The sequence below is a fragment of the Acinetobacter sp. 25-47-130 genome (genome assembly GCF_056779705.1).
In genome coordinates this window covers 99,178-122,180 of record NZ_JBWYII010000009.1, presented here as the reverse complement: position 1 = coordinate 122,180, position 23,003 = coordinate 99,178, and the positions used below count along the sequence as shown (strand labels likewise).

The following is a 23,003-nucleotide window of genomic DNA, read 5'->3' as shown; positions in this document are numbered from 1 at the left end:
ATCATCATTTTTCTTATAAAGATTAATTATTAGTTCAATTGATATAATTAAGTACCTATTTTTAATTATTAATTTTACTTTTTAAAAAGCCTAATGATAGTTAATTTAGATCAATAAGCTTTTATAGATTTTAAGTATAATAAAAAATAAATCGATTGTCTGTTTTTTAAACACTCTTAGCCTTTATGAATGAAGTTTTTTTCTGTGCTAAAGCAATACCTATCAAAATCACGATTCCGCCTAAACTGTGATAAATCGTCCATGCTTCTTTTAACCAAACGTAAGCAATAATGGCGGTAAAGATTGGCATTAAGTTCATAAAGATGCTGGTTCGATTTGGGCCTAAATGTTGAACAGCCAACATCCATACTAACGGCGCAATAATCGAAGGGAAAATTCCCGCATATAACACACTTAAGCCGTTATTCAGATCAATTGCATCGAGACCCAATACGGCAACGAATGGTAAGTGGTACAACACTGCAAAACCAATCTGAATATAAAGACTAATCATTAAAGGGAGCTCGAGTTGCCACTTTTTGAGAAATACACCATAAAAAGCATAGAAGAATACCGCGACGATCATAATCATGTCGCCCCAATGCCCACCCAGATGCATCAGTGTATCTAGACGCCCCTGACCGATAACATAAATCAGCCCGATAAATGATAAAATACTACCCACCACTGCAAATCGAGTTGGAAACTCTTTTAAAATCATCAATGAAACAAAAATGGTGAAAATTGGGATAAAGGCATTAATTATGCCCATATTGGTTGCAGTTGTGTAATGTGCTGCGGTGTAAGCCAACCCCTGATAAAGCACCATACCAAATGCACTCAGCACTGCTAATTTCACTATATTTTGTCTTACCAGATTCCGCTGTTTGATGACTTTAGGCAGGATAAAGGGTGTTAAAATCAAAAAGGCAATAATCCAACGATAAAAACTAATACTGACAGGTGAAATATACTCTGCAACATATCGTGTAATGGCTATATTCAACGACCAAATCAATACAGCAATGACTGGCAATGATAAAGCCCAGAGCAAATGCTTTTTTTCAAATGTCATATTTTCATCCTAATTTTTATTTAATCGTTAAGATCAAGTTTTCATCAATTTTTAGACTTTTTCATTCCATGAAACACACTCCCCTTCATTGTTAGTGACTGCAGAACAGCCATCTAAGTCTGAGATTTTTACTTAAAAAATTAAGTAGAGTGCTGTTCTATTTTAAAACACTTTTCACTTTTTTACAGGGATTCCTCTACAAAACAACACTAGAAGCTGTGTGTGAGCTATGAGATCGTAAATGCTTGAATTTTCCCATCAACGGGTTAACTGAATATTTTTTAATGTGCTTCATCGTGAATGCAAGTGCATTGAACCGAGCATATAAAAAGGATAAATTATGAAAAAACTTCTCATTGCATCACTATGCACTACAGCTGTTTTTCTAACCGCTTGTGATAAAAAGTCTAACGATCAATCCTCACCTACTGCCGCTGAAACGGTTCAAAGCAATACATTAAGTACCAATGTAAATGCAGATATTCAACATGACTTAGATTTACTGGATCAAATTTCAAATACAAAAGCTCAAGAGGCTTTGGCATTTCAAAACGAAGTGACACAAGCTGCGCAAAACAATAATAAAGCTGAATTAGACGCAGTGGTTGAGAAGATGGATCACTATGTGGATCAATTTAATGATGATTTAGACAAACTTGCGCTCAAAAGTATTGAAGGTGCATCTCTTCGAGATAAAATGAAAGAATCGAATGAGCTTGGATTGGACCTCGCAGAAGCAGGTGTTAAAGAAAAGCCTGATATGAATGAAATCACTGAACTACAAAAGAAAGCTGTTGAGTTACAACAAAGCTTGTTACAGGACATGCAGAATCTTAAAAACCAAGTCGGGACAAAATCTTAACTCATAAAGCAGGCCGTCAGGCCTGTTTTTTTTCACTGTAGACACCTTGGTGAGATCTATATGCCATGGTATTTTCAATCTACATATTTTAAGTACTTTATGATTAGGACATTGAAATGGCTTCAGTTTATAACATTCCAGTAAATACAATTCAGGGGCAGCCTGTTGATTTATCACAATACGAAGGCAAAGTATTATTGATCGTGAATGTAGCGTCTAAATGCGGCCTTACGCCACAGTACGAAGGTCTGCAAAAGCTCTATAGTGAAAAAAAACAACAAGGATTCGAAATTCTTGGTTTTCCTTCCAATGACTTTCTTGAACAAGAACCAGGAAGCAATGAAGAGATTGAACAATTTTGTTCAGTGAATTATCAAGTGGACTTCCCTCTTTTTGCGAAAATTCCAGTGGTTGGGGAGAATAAACATCCGCTATATGAAACTTTAACAAATGCCATTCCAGAGCGTATTGGTGAGGGGCCTTGGTGGAAAGATCTGGTTGATTATGGTTTAACGCCTAATAATCCCCCTGAAGTATTATGGAATTTTGAGAAATTCTTAGTTTCAAAAACAGGGGAAGTCGTTGCTCGTTTTGCACCAGACATCACTGCAGATGATGCGCGTATTGTTGATGCAATTAATGCTGAACTGGCGAAATAATCTCATCAAGATCAAGTGACGATCTTGTCACTTGATTATTTCTTATTCAATTCAATAAATATCTTCATTAATCTGTCAAAATCATAAGTTACTCTTTCACATCAAAATTTTTGTTATTGCTTTGCAAATATTCAGATTTAACTCATATTTGTATCGTATCTTGGAATGAAGTGATTAACGATTTGGTTTTATTAATGAAAGTATTTCAAAGCATTGTTACCCCTTTTGCATTATTTGGCTTCGGTCTCGTGATGTTAGGTTGTCAGCCGCAATCACAACCCGATCAAGAAAAGGAATCAACAGCAGCTAATATTGAAGAATCTTCTCCTGTCCAAGTCACTGATCCAGCTGACTTAAAGTCAGGCAATATGTTTTACATTGTACGTGATGTGGCAGATGTACAGCTGAAAGCAGGTGGATATATTGAGCAAATTCAACAGCTACAATCTGATTTAGAAGAAGCTGTAAATAATAAAGATCCACAAAAGTTAGATCAGTCAGTGCAAAGTTTGAAATCTCAATTACTAGGATTTAATGAGGCATTGACAGGACTTGACCTAAAAAGTCAAGAAATTGCCCAGATTCGTTCTAATATTTTAACGGCAAATCAAAATGTATTAGCTTCACCATTACTAAACGGCCAAGTGAATTTAAACAACATCGATTTTGCAGCCTTAGAAAAGCAAATGGGTAATATCCAAGGTGAAATGGTGAAATTAGCCAGTATGCTTTTGACTCAGTCCGGATCATCTACAGAAAATAATCAAGCCGAGGATTGATATACATTATTCTCACAAAATAGAGATGGTGGAGTGAGGGATTTCTCTTTAATTTGGATCTTAAATAATTCAAATATCATGGAGTCGGCATGTCTACCTCACCCATCTATAATATAACTCCTATTACTTTTCGTTTAGATTTAAAAGATCCTTTCATCTTTACTGCTCATCATATTGATCACTACCCTGCCGGGAATGCTGAAATGGGACCAGTTCATCCTGCAATCAATCAAGAATTCAATATGTATTATGGTAGTGTTGTTCCCGGCTTTCCCGAACATCCACACACGGGTTTTGAAACCATTACTTTAGTGGAACAAGGTTATGTCGATCATTTTGATTCCTTGGGTAATGGTGGACGATATGCTGCAGGCGATGTGCAATGGCTAAGTACGGGAAATGGTGTTGAACACTGTGAAATGTTCCCGTTAATTCATCAGGATCGAGAGAATCCTTTTGAATTATTTCAAATTTGGTTTAACTCATCTCCAGAACAAAAAAACAACCTGCTGATTATAAAATGTTTTGGCGTGAACAAATTCCACATGTGAAAGCGACTGATCACCAGTCTCGCAGCATTGATGTACGAGTTATTTCAGGACAATATCAAAATCAAAATGCATTAAGTCGCCCACCACATTCTTGGGCAGCTGCAGCAGAAAATAAAGTGAATATATACTTAATTACTTTAGAAGCTGGCGCACATCTTGAAATTCCAGCTACCACCGCGACCTCCACTCGATTTGCTTACTTCTATCAGGGTTCAACTTTAAATATTGCTGATTCAACCATTCAATTCAAACATCTTGTTGAGCTTAAAGCTGACACCGAAATTCAACTTGAAGCAGGTGATCAAGAAGCGAGAATCTTATGGTTAGAAGGTGAACCTATTGGAGCACCAGTTGCAATGCGAGGGCCTTTTGTACTGAACAGCAAAGAAGAGCTTGATGTTGCATTCAAACGATATCGTGAGACCCATTTCGGTGACTGGCCTTGGCCAAGTGATGCTCCAACGTTTTCACGTGAAACACCCCGTTTTGCCAGCTATGAAGGTGGTAAACGCAAGGAATATCCTGAACAAATGAGTTCAGATGGGGCTTAACAAGGTTTAAATATTACAGTATTCATCTTTGCCCAATGCTCGTTTAATATCCTGTTCAAAACGCGCATTGGGAAAAGGATAACGTTGAGGCAAATACAAGGTAAATCTTGTCAACGTAGGTGATAGCTTTTCTACAGTTGCCTTATGAACGTATTCACCACGTTCCGTTCGAGCAAATAGGGTTGCCATTTCAATATGCTCTTCAAGCTTGTTTTCAGTAAAGACTAGGTCATCATCACGTGTGAAACCGATACATCGACGATATGCTTGTCTCAGATTTTGAAATACGCTGAGATAATCCAACTCGATTTCAGCACTTAAACCATTTTTATACGAGTTGGCAACCAAGGCCGCTTCAGTGGGTTCATTAGGCTGACTTAAATAATAATTTTGACATGCGGTGAGCTTACTGAAGGTGAATATGCTTAGCGCGATAATTAGACTTTGACGATACATTATTTTATTTGGATTTATTAGACTTATACCTGAATTGTAGCAAAGTCTAAGCCGTGATTTAATTCAGCTTTATACTTTTAATGTAATTGAACCATGCAACTGATCATCTTCACTGGAGTTCAAGCTTCGGGTAAATCAAGCTACTATCTTTTACATTTGGCACATTCACATTTAAGAATTAACTTAGACATGCTAAAAACTCGCCATCGGGAAAACATGATCTTTGAAACCTGTCTAGCCTCTAAAACCAAAACGGTGATCGACAATACCAACCCGACCAAAGCTGACCGAGCGCGTTATATTCAAAGAGCCAAAGATACAGGCTTTGAAGTAATTTCTTATTATTTTGAAACAGATTTAAGCAGCACTTTAGAACGAAATAACCACCGTAAAGGCAACGCAAATATTCCAGAAGTCGGTGTTCGAGCAACCTATAAGAAGCTTGAAGTACCAACTTTAGATGAAGGCTTTGATGAAGTGTTTAAGGTTAAGATTGTGGGTAATGGGGAGTTTTCAGTTGTGCCCCTTTAAGCTATGCAGCAGCAATGCTCAGTTGATATTGCACGGTTTCACCTGCATCTAAACTCACTTTCTCCGATGCAATCTGCCCTGTTTCTACACAAATAAAATCTTGCCAAGCATTGTCTGCAACATCGGCAAGTCGTTGTGCTTTTTCAATCCAAGGATTCCAGATCACCGCACTTTTTGCTGTGCTTTGAATCTGAATATGATGTTCACCATTTTGCTGAATGGTAAATTTCCCTGATGTTTTCGGGTAAATACGGTCTGTTTCCGCTGTAAATTCAATGCTTTGAGAAGTTTGAATTTTGACCTTGTTTTGATCTAACTGGTCAATATAGTCTGTCTCTTGTAAACCTAAAACTGATGCGTGTTGTGTTGCTACAGGGAAATAGCTATGCCATGCAAAAGAAAACTCAAAGGCATGTTGATCTAAATTTTGCAGTTTAAATTCGAGTTTGAGTTCTTCACCGCAATGAATCAGCATTTGTAATTTAAACGCATAGTTCCAGAGTTGGCGTGTGGCTGCTGAGTCGATTAGTTCAAGTAAGATGTGATGCCCTGCTACATCTTCAGTGATGTCTTTGAGTTGCCATAGGCTATTTCGAGCAAAGCCGTGTGCAGGTAAGTTTGCATCGGTTGGATGTCCACCGAACCATGGAAAACACAGTGGAATACCACCACGTATGGCTTTCCCTGTTTCAAATTTGGCAAGATCGGATAACCAAAGTAGGTCTTTGTTGTGTTTTTTGCTATGGAATTTTAGGACTTGTGCACCGTGTAGTGAAATCAGTGCTTCGCAAAATGAGTTTTCTATTGATAAAACCTCAACATCGTTTATAACAATTTTTTTAGCTAAGTCTTCCACAAAATACCCATTTTATATATTTAAAAATATGTATATTTAAGATTACATCATAGATTAAGTATTTGAAATTATTTTAATAAGTTACTGTTTAAAAAGGTAATTTTGTACTGGCCAAATTGTTATAAAAATGGCAAAATAGCTTCTTATGTTTTTATGTGTTTTTTAATATGTCCTATAAAGTTGTTTCTTTCTTCTCTGGTGCTGGCGGGCTTGACTTAGGCTTTGAAAGAGCTGGATTTGATATTATCTTTGCCAATGAGTTTGATAAAGATATTTGGGCAACATATGTATTAAACCATCCAAAAACTTATCTAGATACTCGTAGCATCACTGAAATACAAGATGATGAAGTTCCTGAATGCGATGGAATTATTGGTGGTCCACCTTGCCAAAGCTGGAGTGAAGCAGGAAAAAAACGCGGCATTGATGATAAACGTGGACAACTATTCTTTGATTTTATTCGTATTCTTGAAGCTAAAAAACCTCTGTTTTTCTTAGCAGAGAATGTAAGCGGCATGTTAGCTTCTCGTCATAGCGAGCCCTTAGAAAGAATTAAAAACACATTTTTAGAAGCTGGGTATGACTTGCACTTTAAACTATTAAATGCAACTGATTTTGGAATTGCTCAAGATCGTAAACGCGTCATTTTCATTGGTTTCAGAAGTGATCTAAATGTTGAATATGAATTCCCTGAACCAACTGATGAAAAGAAAACATTAGAAGACATCATTAAAGATTTAGAAAATACAGCTGTTCCTGCAATTAATAAATCTAAACCTAATCCTGATGTCGTAATTCCAAACCATGAATACATGACTGGTGGTTTCTCATCTATGTTTATGTCACGAAATCGTGTCCGTAGTTGGGATGAGCCTTCTTTTACAATTCAAGCTGGTGGTCGACACGCACCTATTCATCCTAGTGCGCCAAAGATGATTAAAATTGGTACGGATGAATTTATGTTTGCACCTGACTCAGAATATCGCCGTTTAAGTGTACGTGAGTGTGCAAGAATTCAAAGCTTCCCTGATGACTTTGTTTTCAAATATACCGATGTAAACCATGGTTATAAAATGATCGGTAATGCCGTAAATGTCGATTTTGCCCATATTCTTGCAAAAAGCATTAAAGACGCATTAAAAAATGTACCTAAAATAGGTCAGCAATTGGATCTAATTTAGTTATTTATTAGTATTCTATGATAAAAAAGACTCTCAAGTTGAGGGTCTTTTTTTATGTCTAAATCCAACAATAATGGACGAGCGTTAGAAGCATGTCTTGTACACACATTAGTGAGTTTAAATCCTAATTTACAACTTTCAAAAATTACACAGCATGCACAAGCAAGAGATTTAAAGCATTTTGATAAGTTACCTCCAAATGAACAACTATTTTTTAAAGATGGTTGTTTAGCCTATACAAAATTATTAAATCCTAATGAGATTTTATTTATTGAAAGACTTGAAGATTCTGCTGCAATAAAAGGAGATGTAACTGATATTAGGATTACCTACAAAGATAAATACATAAAGAATATTTCGGTTAAAAACAATCATGATGCATCAAAACATCCACGATTAGGTGCATTTATTTCAAAACAACTCGGTTTTGGGAAAGATTCACCTCTTCATTCTGAATACATTTTAAATCTACACAGAATAGAACAAAATTTTTATTCCCAAACATTTCCAAATGAATACTTATTTAATGTCGTAAAATCAAGAAATGAACAGATCATTAATAATTTATATAGTGATGTCTATAATTTAACAATTCAACAAATTAACACTCATGGACACAACTCACAAGCTACTCAAAATTATTTTCTATTCTTATTAGGTAATCGTGATTTTGAAAAGTTCAAATTGAACCCTAATCATACTTTTACATTACAGAATTTTTCTTCTCAAAATCTACCATCTTCAATGGTAGCAAGTTTAGATCAATTAACTGGTTATGCTCGAGTAGATTTTAATAATGGCTTTTCTTTTCTTATGAGAATCCATACTGCAAGCTCAAAATTTAATTCCAATGGAAGAGCAAGATTAAGTTTAAAGTATGATGTGAACATATTTATTAACCCTGACTACAACCCAAGAACTTATAATTTTTAAACATAAAAAAACCACCCTTTCGGGTGGTTTTTCAATCTCGAACCGTCTCTTATTGAGCGCGGTTTTTGATTTTGCGGATGGTTTCCAACTGTGCAGCTGTTTCTGCAAGCGCAGCCAAAGCAGCAGCAGCGTCCAAATCGCTCTTTTGATTTGCTAACAAAGTTTCAGCATTTTTACGTGCTTCAACGATTGCAGCTTCATCTAAGTTTTCTGCACGGACTGCAGTATCTGCAAGAACCGTAACAACATGCGGTTGAACTTCAAGAACACCACCAGATACATAGATTAATTCTTCTGTACCATTCTCCAACTGAACGCGAATCGCGCCCGGTTGAAGTAAAGTTACTAGTGGGGCATGACCAGGCATAATACCTAACTCACCACCAGCACCTTTAGCAATTAGCATAGTTACAGTGCCTGAGTACAAAGACTCTTTAACACTTACAACGTCACATTGCATAGTCGCCATGAGAACCTCCTAAATTAGGTAGCTAATTAAAGTTTCTCGGCTTTAGCAATAACTTCGTCAATACCACCAACCATATAGAACGCTTGTTCTGGGATGTGATCGTATTCACCAGCTAGAAGACCTTTAAAGCCACGAATAGTTTCTTTAAGCGGTACAAGTTTACCAGGAGCACCAGTAAACACTTCTGCTACGTGGAACGGTTGAGAGAAGAAACGTTGGATCTTACGTGCACGGTATACAGTAAGTTTGTCTTCTTCTGACAATTCGTCCATACCAAGAATTGCGATAATGTCTTTCAATTCTTTATAACGTTGAAGAACGTTTTGAACTGAACGAGCGATTTCGTAATGCTCAGTACCAACAACTAATGGATCTAATTGACGTGAAGTAGAGTCAAGTGGATCGATCGCAGGGTAAATACCTTGTGAAGCGATGTCACGGCTCAATACAACTGTCGCATCCAAGTGAGCGAACGTAGTCGCTGGAGATGGATCCGTTAAGTCATCGGCAGGTACGTATACAGCTTGGATAGATGTAATCGAACCAGACTTAGTAGAAGTAATACGTTCTTGAAGAACACCCATCTCTTCTGCAAGTGTCGGTTGGTAACCTACTGCAGATGGCATACGACCTAGAAGTGCTGATACTTCAGTACCTGCTAGTGTATAACGGTAGATGTTGTCTACGAACAATAATACGTCACGGCCTTTACCGTTTTCGTCTTTTTGATCACGGAAGTACTCAGCCATAGTAAGACCAGTTAACGCTACGCGTAAACGGTTACCTGGTGGCTCGTTCATCTGACCGTAAACCATCGCTACTTTGTCAAGAACGTTAGAGTCTTTCATCTCGTGATAGAAGTCGTTACCTTCACGAGTACGCTCACCAACACCAGCGAATACAGATAAACCTGAGTGCGCTTTAGCGATGTTGTTGATCAACTCCATCATGTTTACAGTTTTACCAACACCGGCACCACCGAACAGACCAACTTTACCACCTTTCGCGAACGGGCAAAGTAAGTCAATGACTTTAATACCAGTTTCTAAAAGGTCAGTAGAAGCAGCTTGTTCTGCATAAGAAGGCGCTTGACGGTGAATCGGCAAACGCTCTTCAGTTGCAACAGGACCAGCTTCATCGATCGGGCGACCAAGAACGTCCATGATACGACCAAGCGTCGCTGGACCAACTGGTACAGAGATCGGAGCGTTAGTGTTAGTTACGTTCAAACCACGCTTAAGACCTTCTGTAGATCCCATCGCAATTGTACGTACAACGCCGTCACCAAGTTGTTGCTGAACTTCTAATGTAGTTTCAGTGCCATCAACCTGAAGAGCGTCATAGATCTTAGGAACACTGTTGCGTTCAAACTCGACGTCGATAACCGCGCCGATGATCTGAATGATACGACCGCTACTCATTGCTGTCTCCTCAATTCAAAATAATGTTAAACGGCAGCGGCACCACCAACGATCTCAGAAATTTCCTGAGTAATCGCGGCTTGACGCAGCTTGTTATAAATAAGTTGTAGGTTCTTGATCAATTCACCCGCGTTATCCGTTGCAGCTTTCATTGCAACCATACGAGCAGATTGCTCACACGCGATGTTTTCGATCACACCTTGGTATACCACAGACTCGATATAACGAACCAATAAACCATTTAAAAGCTCTTCAGCTTCTGGTTCATAGATATAATCCCAACCGTATTGGCGGTTAAGAGTCTTGTCATCTTCAGCAGCTGCTAAAGGAACAAGTTGTTCGATTTTTTGATTTTGAGTCATGGCATTCACAAAGCCGTTAGACACCAAATAAATGCGATCTAATTCGCCTTTATCGTATGCATCCAACATGACTTGTACAGAACCAGACAACTGTTCAAGACTTGGAGTGTCACCCACTTGAGTGGTTGCACCAAGTACTTTACCGCCGTAGTTTTTAAAAAACGAAACCGCTTTTTGACCAATCAAAGCAAATTGAACTTCAATTGACTGCTCTTGTTGCTGTTGAACGTGTTTTACCACTTTCTTGAACAAGTTAATGTTCAAACCACCAGCAAGACCGCGATCTGATGACACGATGATATAGCCAACGCGCTTAACTGGGCGTTCAACCATATAACGATGTTTATATTCAGGGTTCGCTTGTACTAAATGAGCAATTACACGGTGCATATTTTCGGCATACGGACGGCCCTGAGCCATGCGCTCTTGCGCACGACGCATCTTAGAAGCTGCTACCATCTGCATCGCGCGAGTAATTTTCTGCGTGCTTTTGATACTAGCTACTTTGGCGCGAATTTCTTTTAAATTTGCCATACGCTTAACCTAGTATTCGAAGGCCCTTTCGAGCCCTCGAAGGTTGATTCCGTGAACCAAACCGACACTAAATTTCAACAGTTTGAAAATTAGTAAGTTTGAGTCGCTTTAAAGCTTTCAATACCAGCTTTGAATGCTGCTTCGATGTCTTTGTTCCAATCACCAGTTTCATCGATCTGTTGCATTAACGCAGCATGTTCAGAACGGAAGTAAGAAATTAATGCAGCATCAAAGTCTACAATTTTCTTCACTTCTACGTCAGCCATGTAGCCTTCGTTAGATGCATATACAGAAACAGCTTGGTCAGCAATTGAATATGGAGCATACTGTTTTTGCTTCATTAATTCAGTTACACGTTGACCATGCTCAAGTTGCTTACGAGTTGCTTCATCAAGGTCAGAAGCGAACTGAGCAAACGCAGCCAATTCACGATATTGTGCTAAAGCAGTACGAATACCACCAGACAATTTTTTGATGATCTTAGTTTGAGCAGAACCACCAACACGAGATACAGAGATACCCGCGTTCACAGCAGGACGAATACCTGCGTTGAATAATGATGTTTCTAAGAAGATCTGACCATCAGTAATCGAAATTACGTTCGTTGGTACGAATGCAGATACGTCACCCGCTTGAGTTTCAATAATCGGTAATGCAGTTAATGAACCAGTTTGGCCTTTAACTTCACCGTTAGTGAATTTCTCAACATAGTCAGCAGATACACGAGAAGCACGTTCAAGTAGACGACTATGAAGATAGAATACGTCACCTGGGTAAGCTTCACGACCTGGTGGACGGCGTAAAAGCAATGAAATTTGACGATACGCAACTGCTTGTTTAGATAAGTCATCATAAATGATTAACGCATCTTCACCGCGGTCACGGAAGTATTCGCCCATTGTACAGCCAGAGTACGGAGCAAGGAAAAGCATTGCTGCTGGATCTGCTGCCGCTGCTGCTACAACAGTCGTATACGCCATAGCGCCAGTTTCTTCTAACTTACGTACAACGTTTGCGATAGTTGATTGTTTTTGACCAACTGCAACGTAGATACATTTAATGCCAGAATTCTTCTGTGCGATGATCGCATCGATCGCCATTGCTGTTTTACCAGTTTGACGGTCACCGATGATTAATTCACGTTGGCCACGACCAACTGGAATCATTGTATCAACTGATTTATAACCAGTTTGTACAGGCTCATCTACCGATTGACGCCAAATTACGCCTGGTGCAACTTTTTCAACTGCATCAGATAATTTTGCATCAATTGGGCCTTTACCATCAATTGGGTTACCCAAAGCATCTACTACACGGCCTAAAAGTTCTGGACCAACCGGAACTTCTAATACACGACCTGTGCAACGAGCTTTTTGACCTTCTTGAAGGCTTAAGTAGTTACCTAAAACAACGACGCCCACTGAATCCTGTTCTAGGTTCAGTGCCATACCGTATAAGCCGCCGTCGAATTCGATCATTTCACCGTACATTGCATCAGCAAGGCCGTGAATACGCACAATACCGTCGGAAACCATAACAATGGTTCCTTCGTTCTTAGCGGTCGCGCTGGTGTCCAGATCGCCGATACGCTGTTTAATGAGCGCACTGATCTCGGATGGATTCAGTTGTTGCATTGCGCTATACCTCAATCTTTATTAAGTTCAGTCTTCTTTTTACGCAATTATGCAAGAAGACGAGTCCGCATTTTTTCAAGCTTATTAAGCGCAGAATCATCTATCACTTGGTCGCCTGCACGAATAACAACACCCGCGATTAACGCTGGGTTAACTTCTACTGAAACATTTACAGCTGCGTTGAAACGTTTCTCTAACGCAGATGCAAGTAATTGCTCTTGTTCAGCAGAAAGTGGTAATGCAGATTCAATCACAACATCTACCACATTGTTATTTTGTGATTTAAGAAGTTCGTACTCTGCTTCAATCTCAGGTAACAAAGTTAAACGATCATTTTCAGCCAAAAGTGTCAAAAAGTTAGACACTTCAGCAGTTTGATCTGCACCTAAAACCTTAGCAAATAAACTTACTTGCTCCACAGGAGTAAGCTCAGGGCGACTCAAGTAAGCGGAAAATGCTTCATCTTGCACCGCAGCACTAAGCACTTGTAACACATTTGACCAATTGTCAGTTGCACCTTGCTCAGAAGCGAAAGCAAATGCTGCTTTAGCGTACGGGCGTGCTAACGTCAAGAGTTCAGCCATAATCGCCTCGCTTAAAGTTTAGCAGCCAGCTGAGTAAGCATGGCATTGTGAGCTGCTTCATCAACTTGTTGGTTCAGAATTTTCTCTGCACCAGCAACAGCAAGAGCTGCAACTTGTTGACGTAATTCTTCACGAGCAGCATTGATCTCTGTGTCAACAGCTTCTTTCGCTTGTTGACGAATACGCTCACCTTCAGCAGATGCTTGAGTACGAGCTTCTTCAACCAATTGAGCCGCACGACGGTTCGCTTGTTCGATCAATTGAGCCGCTTGTGCTTTCGCTGCATCTAATTCAGCTTTAACTTGAGCTTGCGCATCTGCAAGATCAGCTTTCGCCTTTTCAGCTGCATTTAAGCCATCAGCAATTTTACGCTGACGCTCACTAATCGCATTGATTAGTGGAGGCCAAACGAATTTCATACAGAATGCGACAAAGATCGCAAACGCAATCGCTTGACCAAACAGAGTATAGTTAATATTCATTGCTATTCCTCAAATAGTTGATTTCGGAATTTAGCTAATTAACCTACTAGGCCGATGAACGGATTTGCAAAGATAATGAACAAACCAATACCAACACCGATCATAGGCACAGCATCAAGAAGACCCGCGATTAAGAACATACGAGTTTGAAGTTGTGGAGCCAATTCTGGTTGACGAGCAACAGCTTCAAGGAAGCGACCACCTAAAAGACCAAAACCGATCGCAGTACCTAAAGCACCGAACGCGATTAAAAGAGCAGCTGCAACAGCAGATAAGCCAACTACTAAATCCATGAAAAAATCCTCAGAGGTTGAGTTTAAATCAAACAAAAAAACTTTAGCCCAACTACATAGTGTAGTCGAGCAAATATTAATTAATGCTTCTCGCTAGCCATACTCATATACACGATCGTTAACATCATGAAGATGAATGCTTGTAACGTGATAACAAGAATATGGAAGATTGCCCAAGGCACAGACAACGCCCATTGAATCCAGAACGGTAATAATGCGATCAAAATGAAGATCAATTCACCCGCATACATGTTACCGAACAAACGGAGAGCCAATGAAATTGGACGCGCGATAAAAGTTACTAATTCAAGAAGAATATTTACTGGAATTAATAATGCTTTTAAAAATGGGTTACTTGGATTGAATGGGTTAAGCGCAAATTCTGCACCGAAACCGACAAGACCTTTTTCACGGATACTATAGAAAATAGTTAACGCAAATACTGATAACGCCATACCAAGGGTTACGTTAGGGTCAGTAGATGGAACGATCTTGAAGTAAACATGATGCGGGTCGATACCGAATAGCCCACCAATTATGTGTTGAGCTGTATAAGGAATCCAGTCAACAGGGATAAGGTCCATCAAGTTCATGAGGAAAATCCACACGAAGATGGTAAGAGCTAGAGGCGCGATTAAACGTGATTTACCATGAAAGGTATCACGAACACTTGAGTCAACAAACTCAACGATCATTTCAATTGCAGCCTGGAACTTGGTCGGAACACCAGAGTTTGCAGCTTTCGCTACTAACCAGAACAACAAACAGAAAATGACGCCAAGGCCGATTGACCAACCCATAGAATCCAAGTGAATAGCAGTGAACCCCATCTCTTTCGCTTCTTCAGCAGTCTCAGCTAACTTCCACGTACCATCTGGTGCTTTACCATAGGTCATGTTCGTTAAGTGATGCTGAATATACTCAGACGAGGTAAGGGTATGTTCTTCAGCAGCCATAAATCACACCTGGTTAATGTCAAATACAAATTAGAGTTAACGAATATCGCGTGCTGCTTGATATCTCGTTAAACATCTAAAAAACTTTTCAATTTTTCGTTGCAATTCAACTCATTTTGATAGACGCGACGCCCAAAAAGGTGCGACCCACGACATGGTCTGAACGAGTATGAAACCACAAAACAATGCGACCGCTGACAACGGTTTCACATTGATTAAAATCAAAATGAAGCCAACAATCACAATTCCAAACTTACCGAGCAACCCCCGATACATATTCGATAGAACCTGTTTCGAAGCTCTTGCACCTGCAGCTCTGAACGACTGCCATGAAAAATAACAACTGGCTAGCCAACATACGAATGCACCTAATGCTGCACTCAAAGCCGCAGTCGAGTCTTTCAAGACCCACGCTATCAAGGCTGAAACAGGTATCATACATGCTTGCAAGATGACTAAAGCTTTCGCTAATCGTCGGTCAATCAAGCGACTAGTTCGGCTCATTTATTATCCACTCACAGCAATAATGCTTGACAAGTTTAGCTGATGATTATTTTTAATCGCAGGCATTATAGAGTTACACCCCTGAACATGCAATCTTTTCCCGACCTAAGTCTGGTATTTTTAGATCGTTTATTGCTGAGCACTTATACAATTATCGGCTGTTTTTACATCACTTTTGTGCTTTTTCTACACATGCACGTACTTGTATCGCTAGAGTCTGCCATGCTGTTATAAAATTTTGGTGTTTAGCAAAACTCTCATCAACTGCGAGAAAATTCACATGACCTAGAGACTTATATTGATTCTTATTAGCTACAGTTTCAGCCAAAAGACACATCTTTTGCTGTGGGCGATTGTCTTTTAAATATTTGATTTGAGCAATTGTAGGTGCCATATGTGGATCTTCTGTCATCGCACCAGCGAATTTTAGCAACAGCGCACGCTCCAAGTATTGGTATGCATCATGTAATGACCAATACGGCTGAACACCATGATTGAGTTTTACACTTTGTGAGGTTTTCAGCATCTCATGTGCAAAAAGTTTAGCATTACTCCAATACTTGTCTTTAAACTCAGGTTGTTGTTGTGAGCGTAATGCCGCTATAAAAAAGCCAATACGAACTGCATTATTTGGTTCTAACCATACATGAGTATCGACAGTTCCTTTTACTACGTCCCCTCGACTATTTCTAAGCGGCAATGTTTGCAATATTCCTGTATTCAATAAGGCAACTGCTTTAGAGTTTTTCGCCAAAATACTCTCTAATGGCGCTTCATGCGCTTTACCAAGCCAAATAACCAATCCTGCATCTTGAATTAATTTACGGTGCGCAGGGGTCAGATGAACATCATGCCCTGTTTGATTTTCTAGCAACAATTTTGGTTCTTCAATACCTTGAGTGATTTCTTTTGCAATCAAATACACTGGGTGTGTCGAAACCACCAAGGGTGCTTGTGCCCAAGCCAAGGTTGTGAATAATGCTGTAAAGCATAGTGCTAGCAGACGCAACATGAAATTAATTACCACTCGAATTTTGACGTTATAATATAACAAACAGTTAAAAATGCCTATGCTGTTCGTAAGTTGCAAGGTCTCATGATACTATTTATGAGATATCCCCTTCCCTTTTCGAAGTCTTGAGGTCAGTCCATGAGCGCATGTTCACACGAACATCATGATACTTTACACGGTGTGCATGATCACCCGAATGTTGAAGCTCGTTTATTAGAAGCTGAAGCAAGCTGCGCTGCTTCAGGCGCTAAATTGACTCCGCTTCGCAAAGAAGTTTTAGAGTTAATTTTAACGGCCTCAGGGCCTATGGGCGCTTATGACTTGTTGGCGAAATTAAAAGGTAATGCTGAACGTCCAGCAGCACCTCCAACTGTTTACCGCACCCTCGATTTTTTGCTCGAAAAAGGTTTTATTCATCGTTTAACTTCAATTAATGCCTATATTCCATGTTGCCATCCTCGTGCTGGACATCAAGCCGCTTTTCTCATTTGCTCTAAATGCAATACAGTGAAAGAGGCTTCAGCTCTTGGTTTGATTCAACAACTTGATCAATTGGCTTCCTCTGATCATTTTCAGGCTCAACATAGCATTATTGAGATTTCAGGATTATGTCAGCAGTGCTCTCAGTAAGTTCTGCATTGCCATTAATTGAACTGCAGCAAATTAATGTGCGAATTGATGAAAGAGACATTTTAAAGAATGTTGACTTTCAGATTCATGACAAAGAAATTATTACCCTCATTGGTCCCAATGGGGCGGGTAAATCTACGCTTATCAAAGTGATTCTCGGAATTGTGAAGGCCAATTCTGGTCAAATTAAACATCATAAAGCCTTAAAGCTTGCTTACGTCCCTCAAAAGTTCAATCCATCCCACAGCTTGCCACTTCGAGTGAAAGATTTACTTGATTTAGAAAAGTGTGATCTTGCGATTAAACAAGAAGTTATTCGAGATACTGGGATCATAAAATTACAAGATTCGAAAGTCCAACAGCTGTCTGGTGGGGAACGCCAGCGTGTACTTTTAGCACGCGCTCTGCTGCGTCAACCCAACTTATTGGTACTCGATGAACCGATGCAAGGTTTAGATATTCAATCTGAAGCTGAACTTTATGATTATGTTCGAAGTCTACCTGAGCGCTACGGTTGCTCGATCTTAATCGTCTCTCATGATTTGCAGTGGGTGATGCAAGGTACACAGCGTGTGGTATGCCTCAATAAACATATATGTTGTAGCGGTTTGCCTGAAAATATTCAACAAGACCCTGAGTATCAGGCTATTTTCGGCACTAATCGAGTGTTCTACCAACATCATCACGATCATTGTGCACATGGTGATACAGCAACGCCATGTCAACACGATTCTCGTCCCCATATTCATCCAGAACCGGAAGCTTAGATCATGATGGAATGGTTACAACTTCTATTACCCGCATGGATTATGGGAACATTATTAGTGTTTCTAACTGCACCGCTCGGTTGTCTTATGTTATGGCGCCGTATGTCATTCTTTGCAGACACAATGGCGCATGGAACTCTCTTGGGTGTGGCGATTGCTGGCTTACTCACCCTCCCCTTATGGATGGGGGTTACGTTTACCGCGTTACTCTTGGTCGCAGTCCTTTGGGTATTGCATGATCCTCGCCTGCCCTACGATGCATTACTTGCGTTATGTTCAGCAACGCTGCTTTGCTCAGGACTATTGGTCATCCAACACCTCCCTGCGCTAAGACCAGAGTTGCTGAGTTATTTATTTGGCGATCTTTTAACAATATCTTGGTCCGACTTACCGACATTTGCACTGGTGATTGTCATTGCACTCTCTGTGCTCTATAAAAGTTGGCAATCTCAAATTCAAATTGCGATTGATCCTGATATTGCGGTAAGTGAAGGTGTGAATGCGAAATGGCAGCGCCTTATTTTTATGCTGCTTCTTGCCTTATTTACAGTACTAGCGTTACGTGCAGTAGGTTCATTACTCATGGGTGCTTTATTGGTTATACCTGCATTAACCGCAAGACTTTTAGCACATTCACCTAAACACATGGTGCTATGGTCTTTTATTGTGGCTCAAGTTGGTGTGACTGTGGGCTTATGGTCGAGTGCAGGTTTAAATATTGCGACAGGTTTAAGCATTGTATTAACCATGGCAATCGTATTTGCTGTAATTTTTATCATTCAAAAATTTAAAAAGATAGCCTGAATTATTTAGGCTATTCATTAATCTTGCTGCTTTATAAAATATTTATGAAGACAGAGAAAGATATAACAAGAGAATAAAAAAACCACCATAACCAATAAATTAATGAGGCCTCTTATCCATATCACATGCCAAAAGCCAAAAAAGGTCTCAGGCATAAACCAATATTCAACAATATAGAAAGGTAACCATTCGAATAGTAAACCGATTGCAGCCGTCATAAATAAGACTACATTGATCCATATCAAATAAACCATTTGTTTGAAAAAAATCTTATATTGCGAAGTATCATCCACAATCATTTTTTTTATAAGGGTGGTGATCAAAATTAAAATCACTGTAAGACCAAATGTGGCGCATATGCCAACACCCGCGCCCCACATCACAAACTTGATCCATTCCCACACACTTTCAGGCTGTAAATAAAAATACGCCCAAATATAGGGAGTTAAAATTAAGCCGCCCCCAACAGAATAGTCAAAATTAAGATTATAATTTTCAATAAAATAACCATCAATCGTTATTTTATTGTGTCTTATTGATGCACTAAACTCAATAAAAAAGCCGCACCTGCAAATAAACCTGCAAAGGTACAATTCATCACTTTTTGCTGACGAGGTGATTTAAGTAAACGCAATACCTTCGCTGCAAGACCTGTATATCCAGCCATAACGATAAGATCGATAACAATCATCGTACAAGCCATGATGAGGTATTGTGGCCATTGAGGCTTTGAAAGATCCAGAAACTGTGGCAATACTGCCAATAAGAATACAATTGCTTTTGGATTACTCATATTGACAAAGAAACCGCTGATTACTAGCTTCATCGCTGACTTTTGCTTTAAATCAGTCTGAATTTCTATGGACTGCACTGGGGCTTTCCACTGTAAATATGCCAAATATAATAAATACCCAACCCCAAACCATTTGACGATCAAAAATGCCAAAGGAGTCGTAGCAAAAAGTACGCCTGCTCCCGCAGCGACAACTCCAATTTGAACCAAAAGTGCAAGCTGCAGACCAATTGCATTCCAATAACCTCGTTTGAATCCATAATTCAAACCACTAGACATTGATGCAATAGCACCTGCACCAGGCGAAATACTAATAACCCAACATGCAAGCATGTAGGCAAACCACATTTGATAAGACATAACGATTTGGGAGATTTATTTTGATGAGATTATATGACAATTCGACTTTTTTAAGATTTAAAATTTGAATGTTTTTTTAAACGTCTGTCTGTTCAGCACTATGATGATCAGGCACAATGTGATCAGCAAAATTAGGATATTATAATTTCAGGAGCCATGAATGACTTCCCAATCCGTAATCTTACCATTACCCTCAGATCATGCTCGCTTTATCACTTTGCGTTTAAAAGATTTATCAATAGATCAACTAAAAGAAAAACTTGAAGATCTCTTTACGACTCGTGATCGCTTAATTACTCAACATCCTCATGCTCAAATTAAAACTGCGGTGGCTTTTGGACCAGAACTTTGGTCACAACTTTACCCTCACCAACCAGAAGGTTTTAAACAGCTTGAACCAATTCAAGGCTCTTTCACCATGCCTGTGGTCCCTGCTGATGTTTTAATCCATATCGCAGCACAGCGTACTGATATTTGCTTTGCCTTAAGCCAAGCTTTTTTTGAAGGCATTCAGGATTTGGTTGAGGTTTTAGATGAGCGCGTGTGCTTCCGAAATTTTGATGGTCGAGATTTAACTGGTTTTATTGATGGCACCGAAAACCCTCAATTTCCAGATGATCGTGCTGAAACAGCTTTACTAGGTGAAGATGCAGGAATTTTCACTGATGGCTCATTCGTTTTTGCTCAACGTTATCGTCATGATCTAGATAAATGGAAAAAACTTAAAGTTGATGCACAAGAGCAAGTGATTGGGCGCACCAAACTCGAAAGCATTGAGCTTGATGACGATGTTAAACCTGACAATGCACATGTGGCTCGAACCGTTGTTGAAGATGATGAAGGTGAGGAGCTTGAAATTCTTCGCCACTCTTTGCCATATGGGGATGGCCGCGGCGATCAAGGTTTATATTTTATCGCTTATACGAAAGATTTAACCCGTATTGATCGCATGCTGACACGTATGTTTGGAACTAGTGGCGATGGTATTCATGATCGTTTATTGCACTTTGTTGCGCCTTTAGATGGAGCTTATTATTTTGCCCCAAGTGAAGAGTTGCTAGAAAAGGTATTGGAAGATTAAACAATAGAAAGCCGACGAGAGTCGGCTTTCTTTTAAATAAATGTATAATCACTTTTAACATTTACTTTTTTAAAACTTTAAAACCCAAACTACCACAACCAACAGAGGCTGAAACACACTTTAGATTCGAGTTAAAAACAACATCAAAATCTGCAATTTTATCGTTTTTATTCTTAATATTTGCTCTATAAATATATTTTTTTGTATTATTGTCAAATATAAACTCATCACCTGCTAAAATTTTTTCAAAATTTGAATTTAAATTATCTGATGGAGAATTAACCACAGGAACTTCCATCACACTATTAACACTTTTATTGAATATAAAAAAATTAGTCGAAAAATTTTTATATGGTCTTTTAACATAATCTATTGTGCTAAATTCTCTTATTCTCCATGCTACAAGATTTTTATCATTGTATAATATTTTTAAATCAACATTGGATTTCTCAGGAATAGTACTTTGGTAAACATCGAATACTCTATTACCAGCTTGTACTTCAACACCATATTTTTTTAAAATATAACTACCTCCAGAGTAACTTTTACTTTTATTACCATAGTCAACTAATGTAATTTTCATCGTATTACTTATTTTTGAATATTTACCATATTGATCAATATATAAAACTGGCTCCTGAATTTGAGTTGCATCTTGTTTAAAATTTTGTGAATTTAAAGTCTTAGACTCACAGGATAGAGCCACGAATCCCAACATTACTACTGATAACTTTGAAATTTTCATCATATTGAAAATCCTATAATAATTTAGTTGAAAAAATGAGATGGGATCAAATCTACCTGTCAAGTCTCTACCCAATATTGCTGAACTTCTAGCTTCAAAATGTAAATGCTCGTTTATTGCGCTTTGTTGAACCACTGAATGGAACATATTACTTTGCTCTAAGTGAAGAGTTATAAGAAAAAATATTGGAAGATTAAGCAGTAGAAAGCCGACGTAAGTCGGCTTTCTTTAATTTTATTTAAAGTTATAAGTTTTTTTTCCTAATCCTTCAGAATATTCAACTTTGAAATCGCTGTCGATTAAAACCTTTTTATTTGCGTAGATATATTTTTCTTCTACCATTTGATTATTGTTAACCTTCATGATTCTTAAGTTTGGACCACTCTCATCCTCAAATGGTGAAATAATAATCTTAAAATTATCTTTCTCCAATATTGCACTTGGTCCATCATTAATATTTATAAAGTCATACTTCTTGAATAAAATACTCGTTGAAAATAGATTTAACTTCTCACATTCTTTAACTTTAATATCATTAATACATTTAAAATGTAAATCTGAATTGTAAATTATTGATGTTTTATAACTTTTTTTATTTTCATTTTTTTCTACTTCCATCTTTTTAAAATTATTTTTTTCAAATATATAACAGTCATTTTCAACATTAATATTATTGTCGCTTTTTGCAAATGTCGTTCCCGAAAGACAAATTTTATTATCATTTTTTGAAAACCTAATTTGGGGTTTTTCATCAAAAATTACTTGTAATCTTTCATCAACGAAGTTCCCTAAACTCTGTGGCAACGGTATAACTTTATTAGTTTTCGGATCAAGAAGAATAATATTTTTTATGTGCCTTCTCTCTCCTTTACCTATATCTCTTTTTCCATCATCCACTAAAATAATTTTATTATGAAAAAAATTAGGTTGATCTTTAATATGTATATTATATTTTCTGAGTTTGTCTTCACTACAAAAATCTACATTTATCTCCTCAATAAAACAATTAGAAACATTGTTTTTTGTTAAAACTGTTGCTGTAGAGTAGGAATCTTCACTCTGCTCTTTTGAATAAGTACAACTCGTAATTAAAAATCCAGATATTAATGTTATTAAATATTTAAACATATTCATTTTT

General features: G+C 38.4%; 26 protein-coding genes and 1 pseudogene. 11 read left to right on the top strand and 16 right to left on the bottom strand.

The window, feature by feature from the left end:
- Window positions 1-166: 166 nt before the first annotated feature.
- Complete coding sequence (locus AC1M83_RS11280; RefSeq protein WP_179999920.1) at window positions 167-1,075, bottom strand: DMT family transporter; 909 nt, start codon at window positions 1,073-1,075, stop codon at window positions 167-169.
- A 340-nt stretch (window positions 1,076-1,415) separates the two neighbouring features.
- On the opposite strand from AC1M83_RS11280, the gene AC1M83_RS11275 reads away from it, so the two are divergent.
- The 4 genes and pseudogenes from AC1M83_RS11275 to AC1M83_RS11260 all read left to right on the top strand — a co-directional run bounded on the left by AC1M83_RS11275 (window position 1,416) and on the right by AC1M83_RS11260 (window position 4,477).
- A complete protein-coding gene (locus tag AC1M83_RS11275) occupies window positions 1,416-1,937 on the top strand; it encodes a hypothetical protein (protein ID WP_481590705.1) in 522 nt (173 codons plus the stop codon).
- A 116-nt stretch (window positions 1,938-2,053) separates the two neighbouring features.
- The gene (locus tag AC1M83_RS11270; protein WP_481590704.1) at window positions 2,054-2,596 is read left to right on the top strand and encodes a glutathione peroxidase; all 543 of its coding nucleotides are present in this window, start codon (window positions 2,054-2,056) and stop codon (window positions 2,594-2,596) included.
- 194 nt (window positions 2,597-2,790) lie between these two features.
- Window positions 2,791-3,375, top strand: coding sequence for a hypothetical protein (locus AC1M83_RS11265; protein ID WP_092768019.1), 585 nt, complete (start codon window positions 2,791-2,793; stop codon window positions 3,373-3,375).
- A gap of 89 nt (window positions 3,376-3,464) precedes the next feature.
- Window positions 3,465-4,477: pseudogene (locus AC1M83_RS11260) on the top strand (pirin family protein).
- A gap of 6 nt (window positions 4,478-4,483) precedes the next feature.
- Here the strand turns inward: AC1M83_RS11260 and AC1M83_RS11255 are convergent.
- Window positions 4,484-4,933, bottom strand: coding sequence for a hypothetical protein (locus AC1M83_RS11255; protein ID WP_481590703.1), 450 nt, complete (start codon window positions 4,931-4,933; stop codon window positions 4,484-4,486).
- Between the two features lie 93 nt (window positions 4,934-5,026).
- On the opposite strand from AC1M83_RS11255, the gene AC1M83_RS11250 reads away from it, so the two are divergent.
- On the top strand, window positions 5,027-5,464 hold the full coding sequence (locus AC1M83_RS11250; protein WP_481590702.1) for an AAA family ATPase: 438 nt from the start codon (window positions 5,027-5,029) through the stop codon (window positions 5,462-5,464).
- Between the two features lies 1 nt (window position 5,465).
- On the opposite strand, the gene AC1M83_RS11245 is transcribed toward AC1M83_RS11250, so the two are convergent.
- A complete protein-coding gene (locus AC1M83_RS11245) occupies window positions 5,466-6,320 on the bottom strand; it encodes a D-hexose-6-phosphate mutarotase (protein ID WP_481590701.1) in 855 nt (284 codons plus the stop codon).
- Window positions 6,321-6,487: 167 nt separating this feature from the next.
- Between AC1M83_RS11245 and AC1M83_RS11240 the strand changes: the two genes are divergently transcribed.
- A complete protein-coding gene (locus AC1M83_RS11240; protein WP_481589353.1) occupies window positions 6,488-7,501 on the top strand; it encodes a DNA cytosine methyltransferase in 1,014 nt (337 codons plus the stop codon).
- Window positions 7,502-7,555: 54 nt separating this feature from the next.
- Window positions 7,556-8,434 carry a HaeIII family restriction endonuclease gene (locus AC1M83_RS11235; protein WP_481590700.1) on the top strand — a complete coding sequence of 293 codons (879 nt, stop codon included), beginning with the start codon at window positions 7,556-7,558 and terminating at the stop codon, window positions 8,432-8,434.
- 49 nt (window positions 8,435-8,483) lie between these two features.
- Here the strand turns inward: AC1M83_RS11235 and AC1M83_RS11230 are convergent, their stop codons facing one another.
- The 10 genes from AC1M83_RS11230 to AC1M83_RS11185 form a co-directional block, all read right to left on the bottom strand.
- Window positions 8,484-8,903: a F0F1 ATP synthase subunit epsilon gene (locus AC1M83_RS11230; protein WP_035268205.1), complete on the bottom strand. Its 420-nt coding sequence runs from the start codon at window positions 8,901-8,903 to the stop codon at window positions 8,484-8,486.
- Window positions 8,904-8,929: 26 nt separating this feature from the next.
- Complete coding sequence (gene atpD / locus AC1M83_RS11225; protein ID WP_035268203.1) at window positions 8,930-10,324, bottom strand: F0F1 ATP synthase subunit beta; 1,395 nt, start codon at window positions 10,322-10,324, stop codon at window positions 8,930-8,932.
- A gap of 26 nt (window positions 10,325-10,350) precedes the next feature.
- Window positions 10,351-11,220: a F0F1 ATP synthase subunit gamma gene (atpG, locus tag AC1M83_RS11220; protein WP_035268202.1), complete on the bottom strand. Its 870-nt coding sequence runs from the start codon at window positions 11,218-11,220 to the stop codon at window positions 10,351-10,353.
- 89 nt (window positions 11,221-11,309) lie between these two features.
- A complete protein-coding gene (atpA, locus tag AC1M83_RS11215; protein WP_035268197.1) occupies window positions 11,310-12,854 on the bottom strand; it encodes a F0F1 ATP synthase subunit alpha in 1,545 nt (514 codons plus the stop codon).
- Window positions 12,855-12,901: 47 nt separating this feature from the next.
- The gene (locus tag AC1M83_RS11210) at window positions 12,902-13,438 is read right to left on the bottom strand and encodes a F0F1 ATP synthase subunit delta (RefSeq protein WP_035268194.1); all 537 of its coding nucleotides are present in this window, start codon (window positions 13,436-13,438) and stop codon (window positions 12,902-12,904) included.
- A gap of 11 nt (window positions 13,439-13,449) precedes the next feature.
- Window positions 13,450-13,920, bottom strand: a complete 471-nt coding sequence (locus AC1M83_RS11205) for a F0F1 ATP synthase subunit B (RefSeq protein ID WP_035268191.1) — start codon at window positions 13,918-13,920, stop codon at window positions 13,450-13,452.
- Between the two features lie 38 nt (window positions 13,921-13,958).
- The gene (gene atpE, locus AC1M83_RS11200) at window positions 13,959-14,213 is read right to left on the bottom strand and encodes a F0F1 ATP synthase subunit C (protein ID WP_035268188.1); all 255 of its coding nucleotides are present in this window, start codon (window positions 14,211-14,213) and stop codon (window positions 13,959-13,961) included.
- Between the two features lie 80 nt (window positions 14,214-14,293).
- Window positions 14,294-15,169, bottom strand: coding sequence for a F0F1 ATP synthase subunit A (gene atpB, locus AC1M83_RS11195; RefSeq protein ID WP_035268181.1), 876 nt, complete (start codon window positions 15,167-15,169; stop codon window positions 14,294-14,296).
- Window positions 15,170-15,280: 111 nt separating this feature from the next.
- Window positions 15,281-15,673 carry an ATP synthase subunit I gene (locus tag AC1M83_RS11190; RefSeq protein ID WP_035268179.1) on the bottom strand — a complete coding sequence of 131 codons (393 nt, stop codon included), beginning with the start codon at window positions 15,671-15,673 and terminating at the stop codon, window positions 15,281-15,283.
- A gap of 169 nt (window positions 15,674-15,842) precedes the next feature.
- On the bottom strand, window positions 15,843-16,685 hold the full coding sequence (locus AC1M83_RS11185) for a metal ABC transporter solute-binding protein, Zn/Mn family (RefSeq protein ID WP_092767888.1): 843 nt from the start codon (window positions 16,683-16,685) through the stop codon (window positions 15,843-15,845).
- 138 nt (window positions 16,686-16,823) lie between these two features.
- Here AC1M83_RS11185 and AC1M83_RS11180 point away from each other — a divergent pair, with 138 nt between their 5' ends.
- Genes AC1M83_RS11180 through znuB form a run of 3 tightly spaced genes read left to right on the top strand, consistent with a single transcriptional unit; the run spans window position 16,824 to window position 18,886 of the window.
- Window positions 16,824-17,315, top strand: coding sequence for a transcriptional repressor (locus AC1M83_RS11180; RefSeq protein ID WP_035268172.1), 492 nt, complete (start codon window positions 16,824-16,826; stop codon window positions 17,313-17,315).
- The gene (gene znuC / locus AC1M83_RS11175; RefSeq protein WP_481590699.1) at window positions 17,294-18,082 is read left to right on the top strand and encodes a zinc ABC transporter ATP-binding protein ZnuC; all 789 of its coding nucleotides are present in this window, start codon (window positions 17,294-17,296) and stop codon (window positions 18,080-18,082) included. Before AC1M83_RS11180 ends, znuC begins: the two co-directional genes overlap by 22 nt.
- A 3-nt stretch (window positions 18,083-18,085) precedes the next feature.
- On the top strand, window positions 18,086-18,886 hold the full coding sequence (gene znuB / locus AC1M83_RS11170) for a zinc ABC transporter permease subunit ZnuB (RefSeq protein WP_481590698.1): 801 nt from the start codon (window positions 18,086-18,088) through the stop codon (window positions 18,884-18,886).
- 532 nt (window positions 18,887-19,418) lie between these two features.
- On the opposite strand, the gene AC1M83_RS11165 is transcribed toward znuB, so the two are convergent.
- Entirely contained in the window at window positions 19,419-20,039 is a 621-nt protein-coding gene (locus AC1M83_RS11165; protein WP_481590697.1) for a LysE family transporter, read from the bottom strand.
- A gap of 160 nt (window positions 20,040-20,199) precedes the next feature.
- Here AC1M83_RS11165 and AC1M83_RS11160 point away from each other — a divergent pair, with 160 nt between their 5' ends.
- Window positions 20,200-21,120, top strand: coding sequence for a Dyp-type peroxidase (locus tag AC1M83_RS11160; protein WP_092767896.1), 921 nt, complete (start codon window positions 20,200-20,202; stop codon window positions 21,118-21,120).
- Window positions 21,121-21,181: 61 nt separating this feature from the next.
- Here the strand turns inward: AC1M83_RS11160 and AC1M83_RS11155 are convergent, their stop codons facing one another.
- Window positions 21,182-22,012 carry a hypothetical protein gene (locus AC1M83_RS11155; protein WP_481590696.1) on the bottom strand — a complete coding sequence of 277 codons (831 nt, stop codon included), beginning with the start codon at window positions 22,010-22,012 and terminating at the stop codon, window positions 21,182-21,184.
- Window positions 22,013-22,099: 87 nt separating this feature from the next.
- A complete protein-coding gene (locus tag AC1M83_RS11150) occupies window positions 22,100-22,999 on the bottom strand; it encodes a hypothetical protein (protein ID WP_481590695.1) in 900 nt (299 codons plus the stop codon).
- Window positions 23,000-23,003 lie beyond the last annotated feature (4 nt).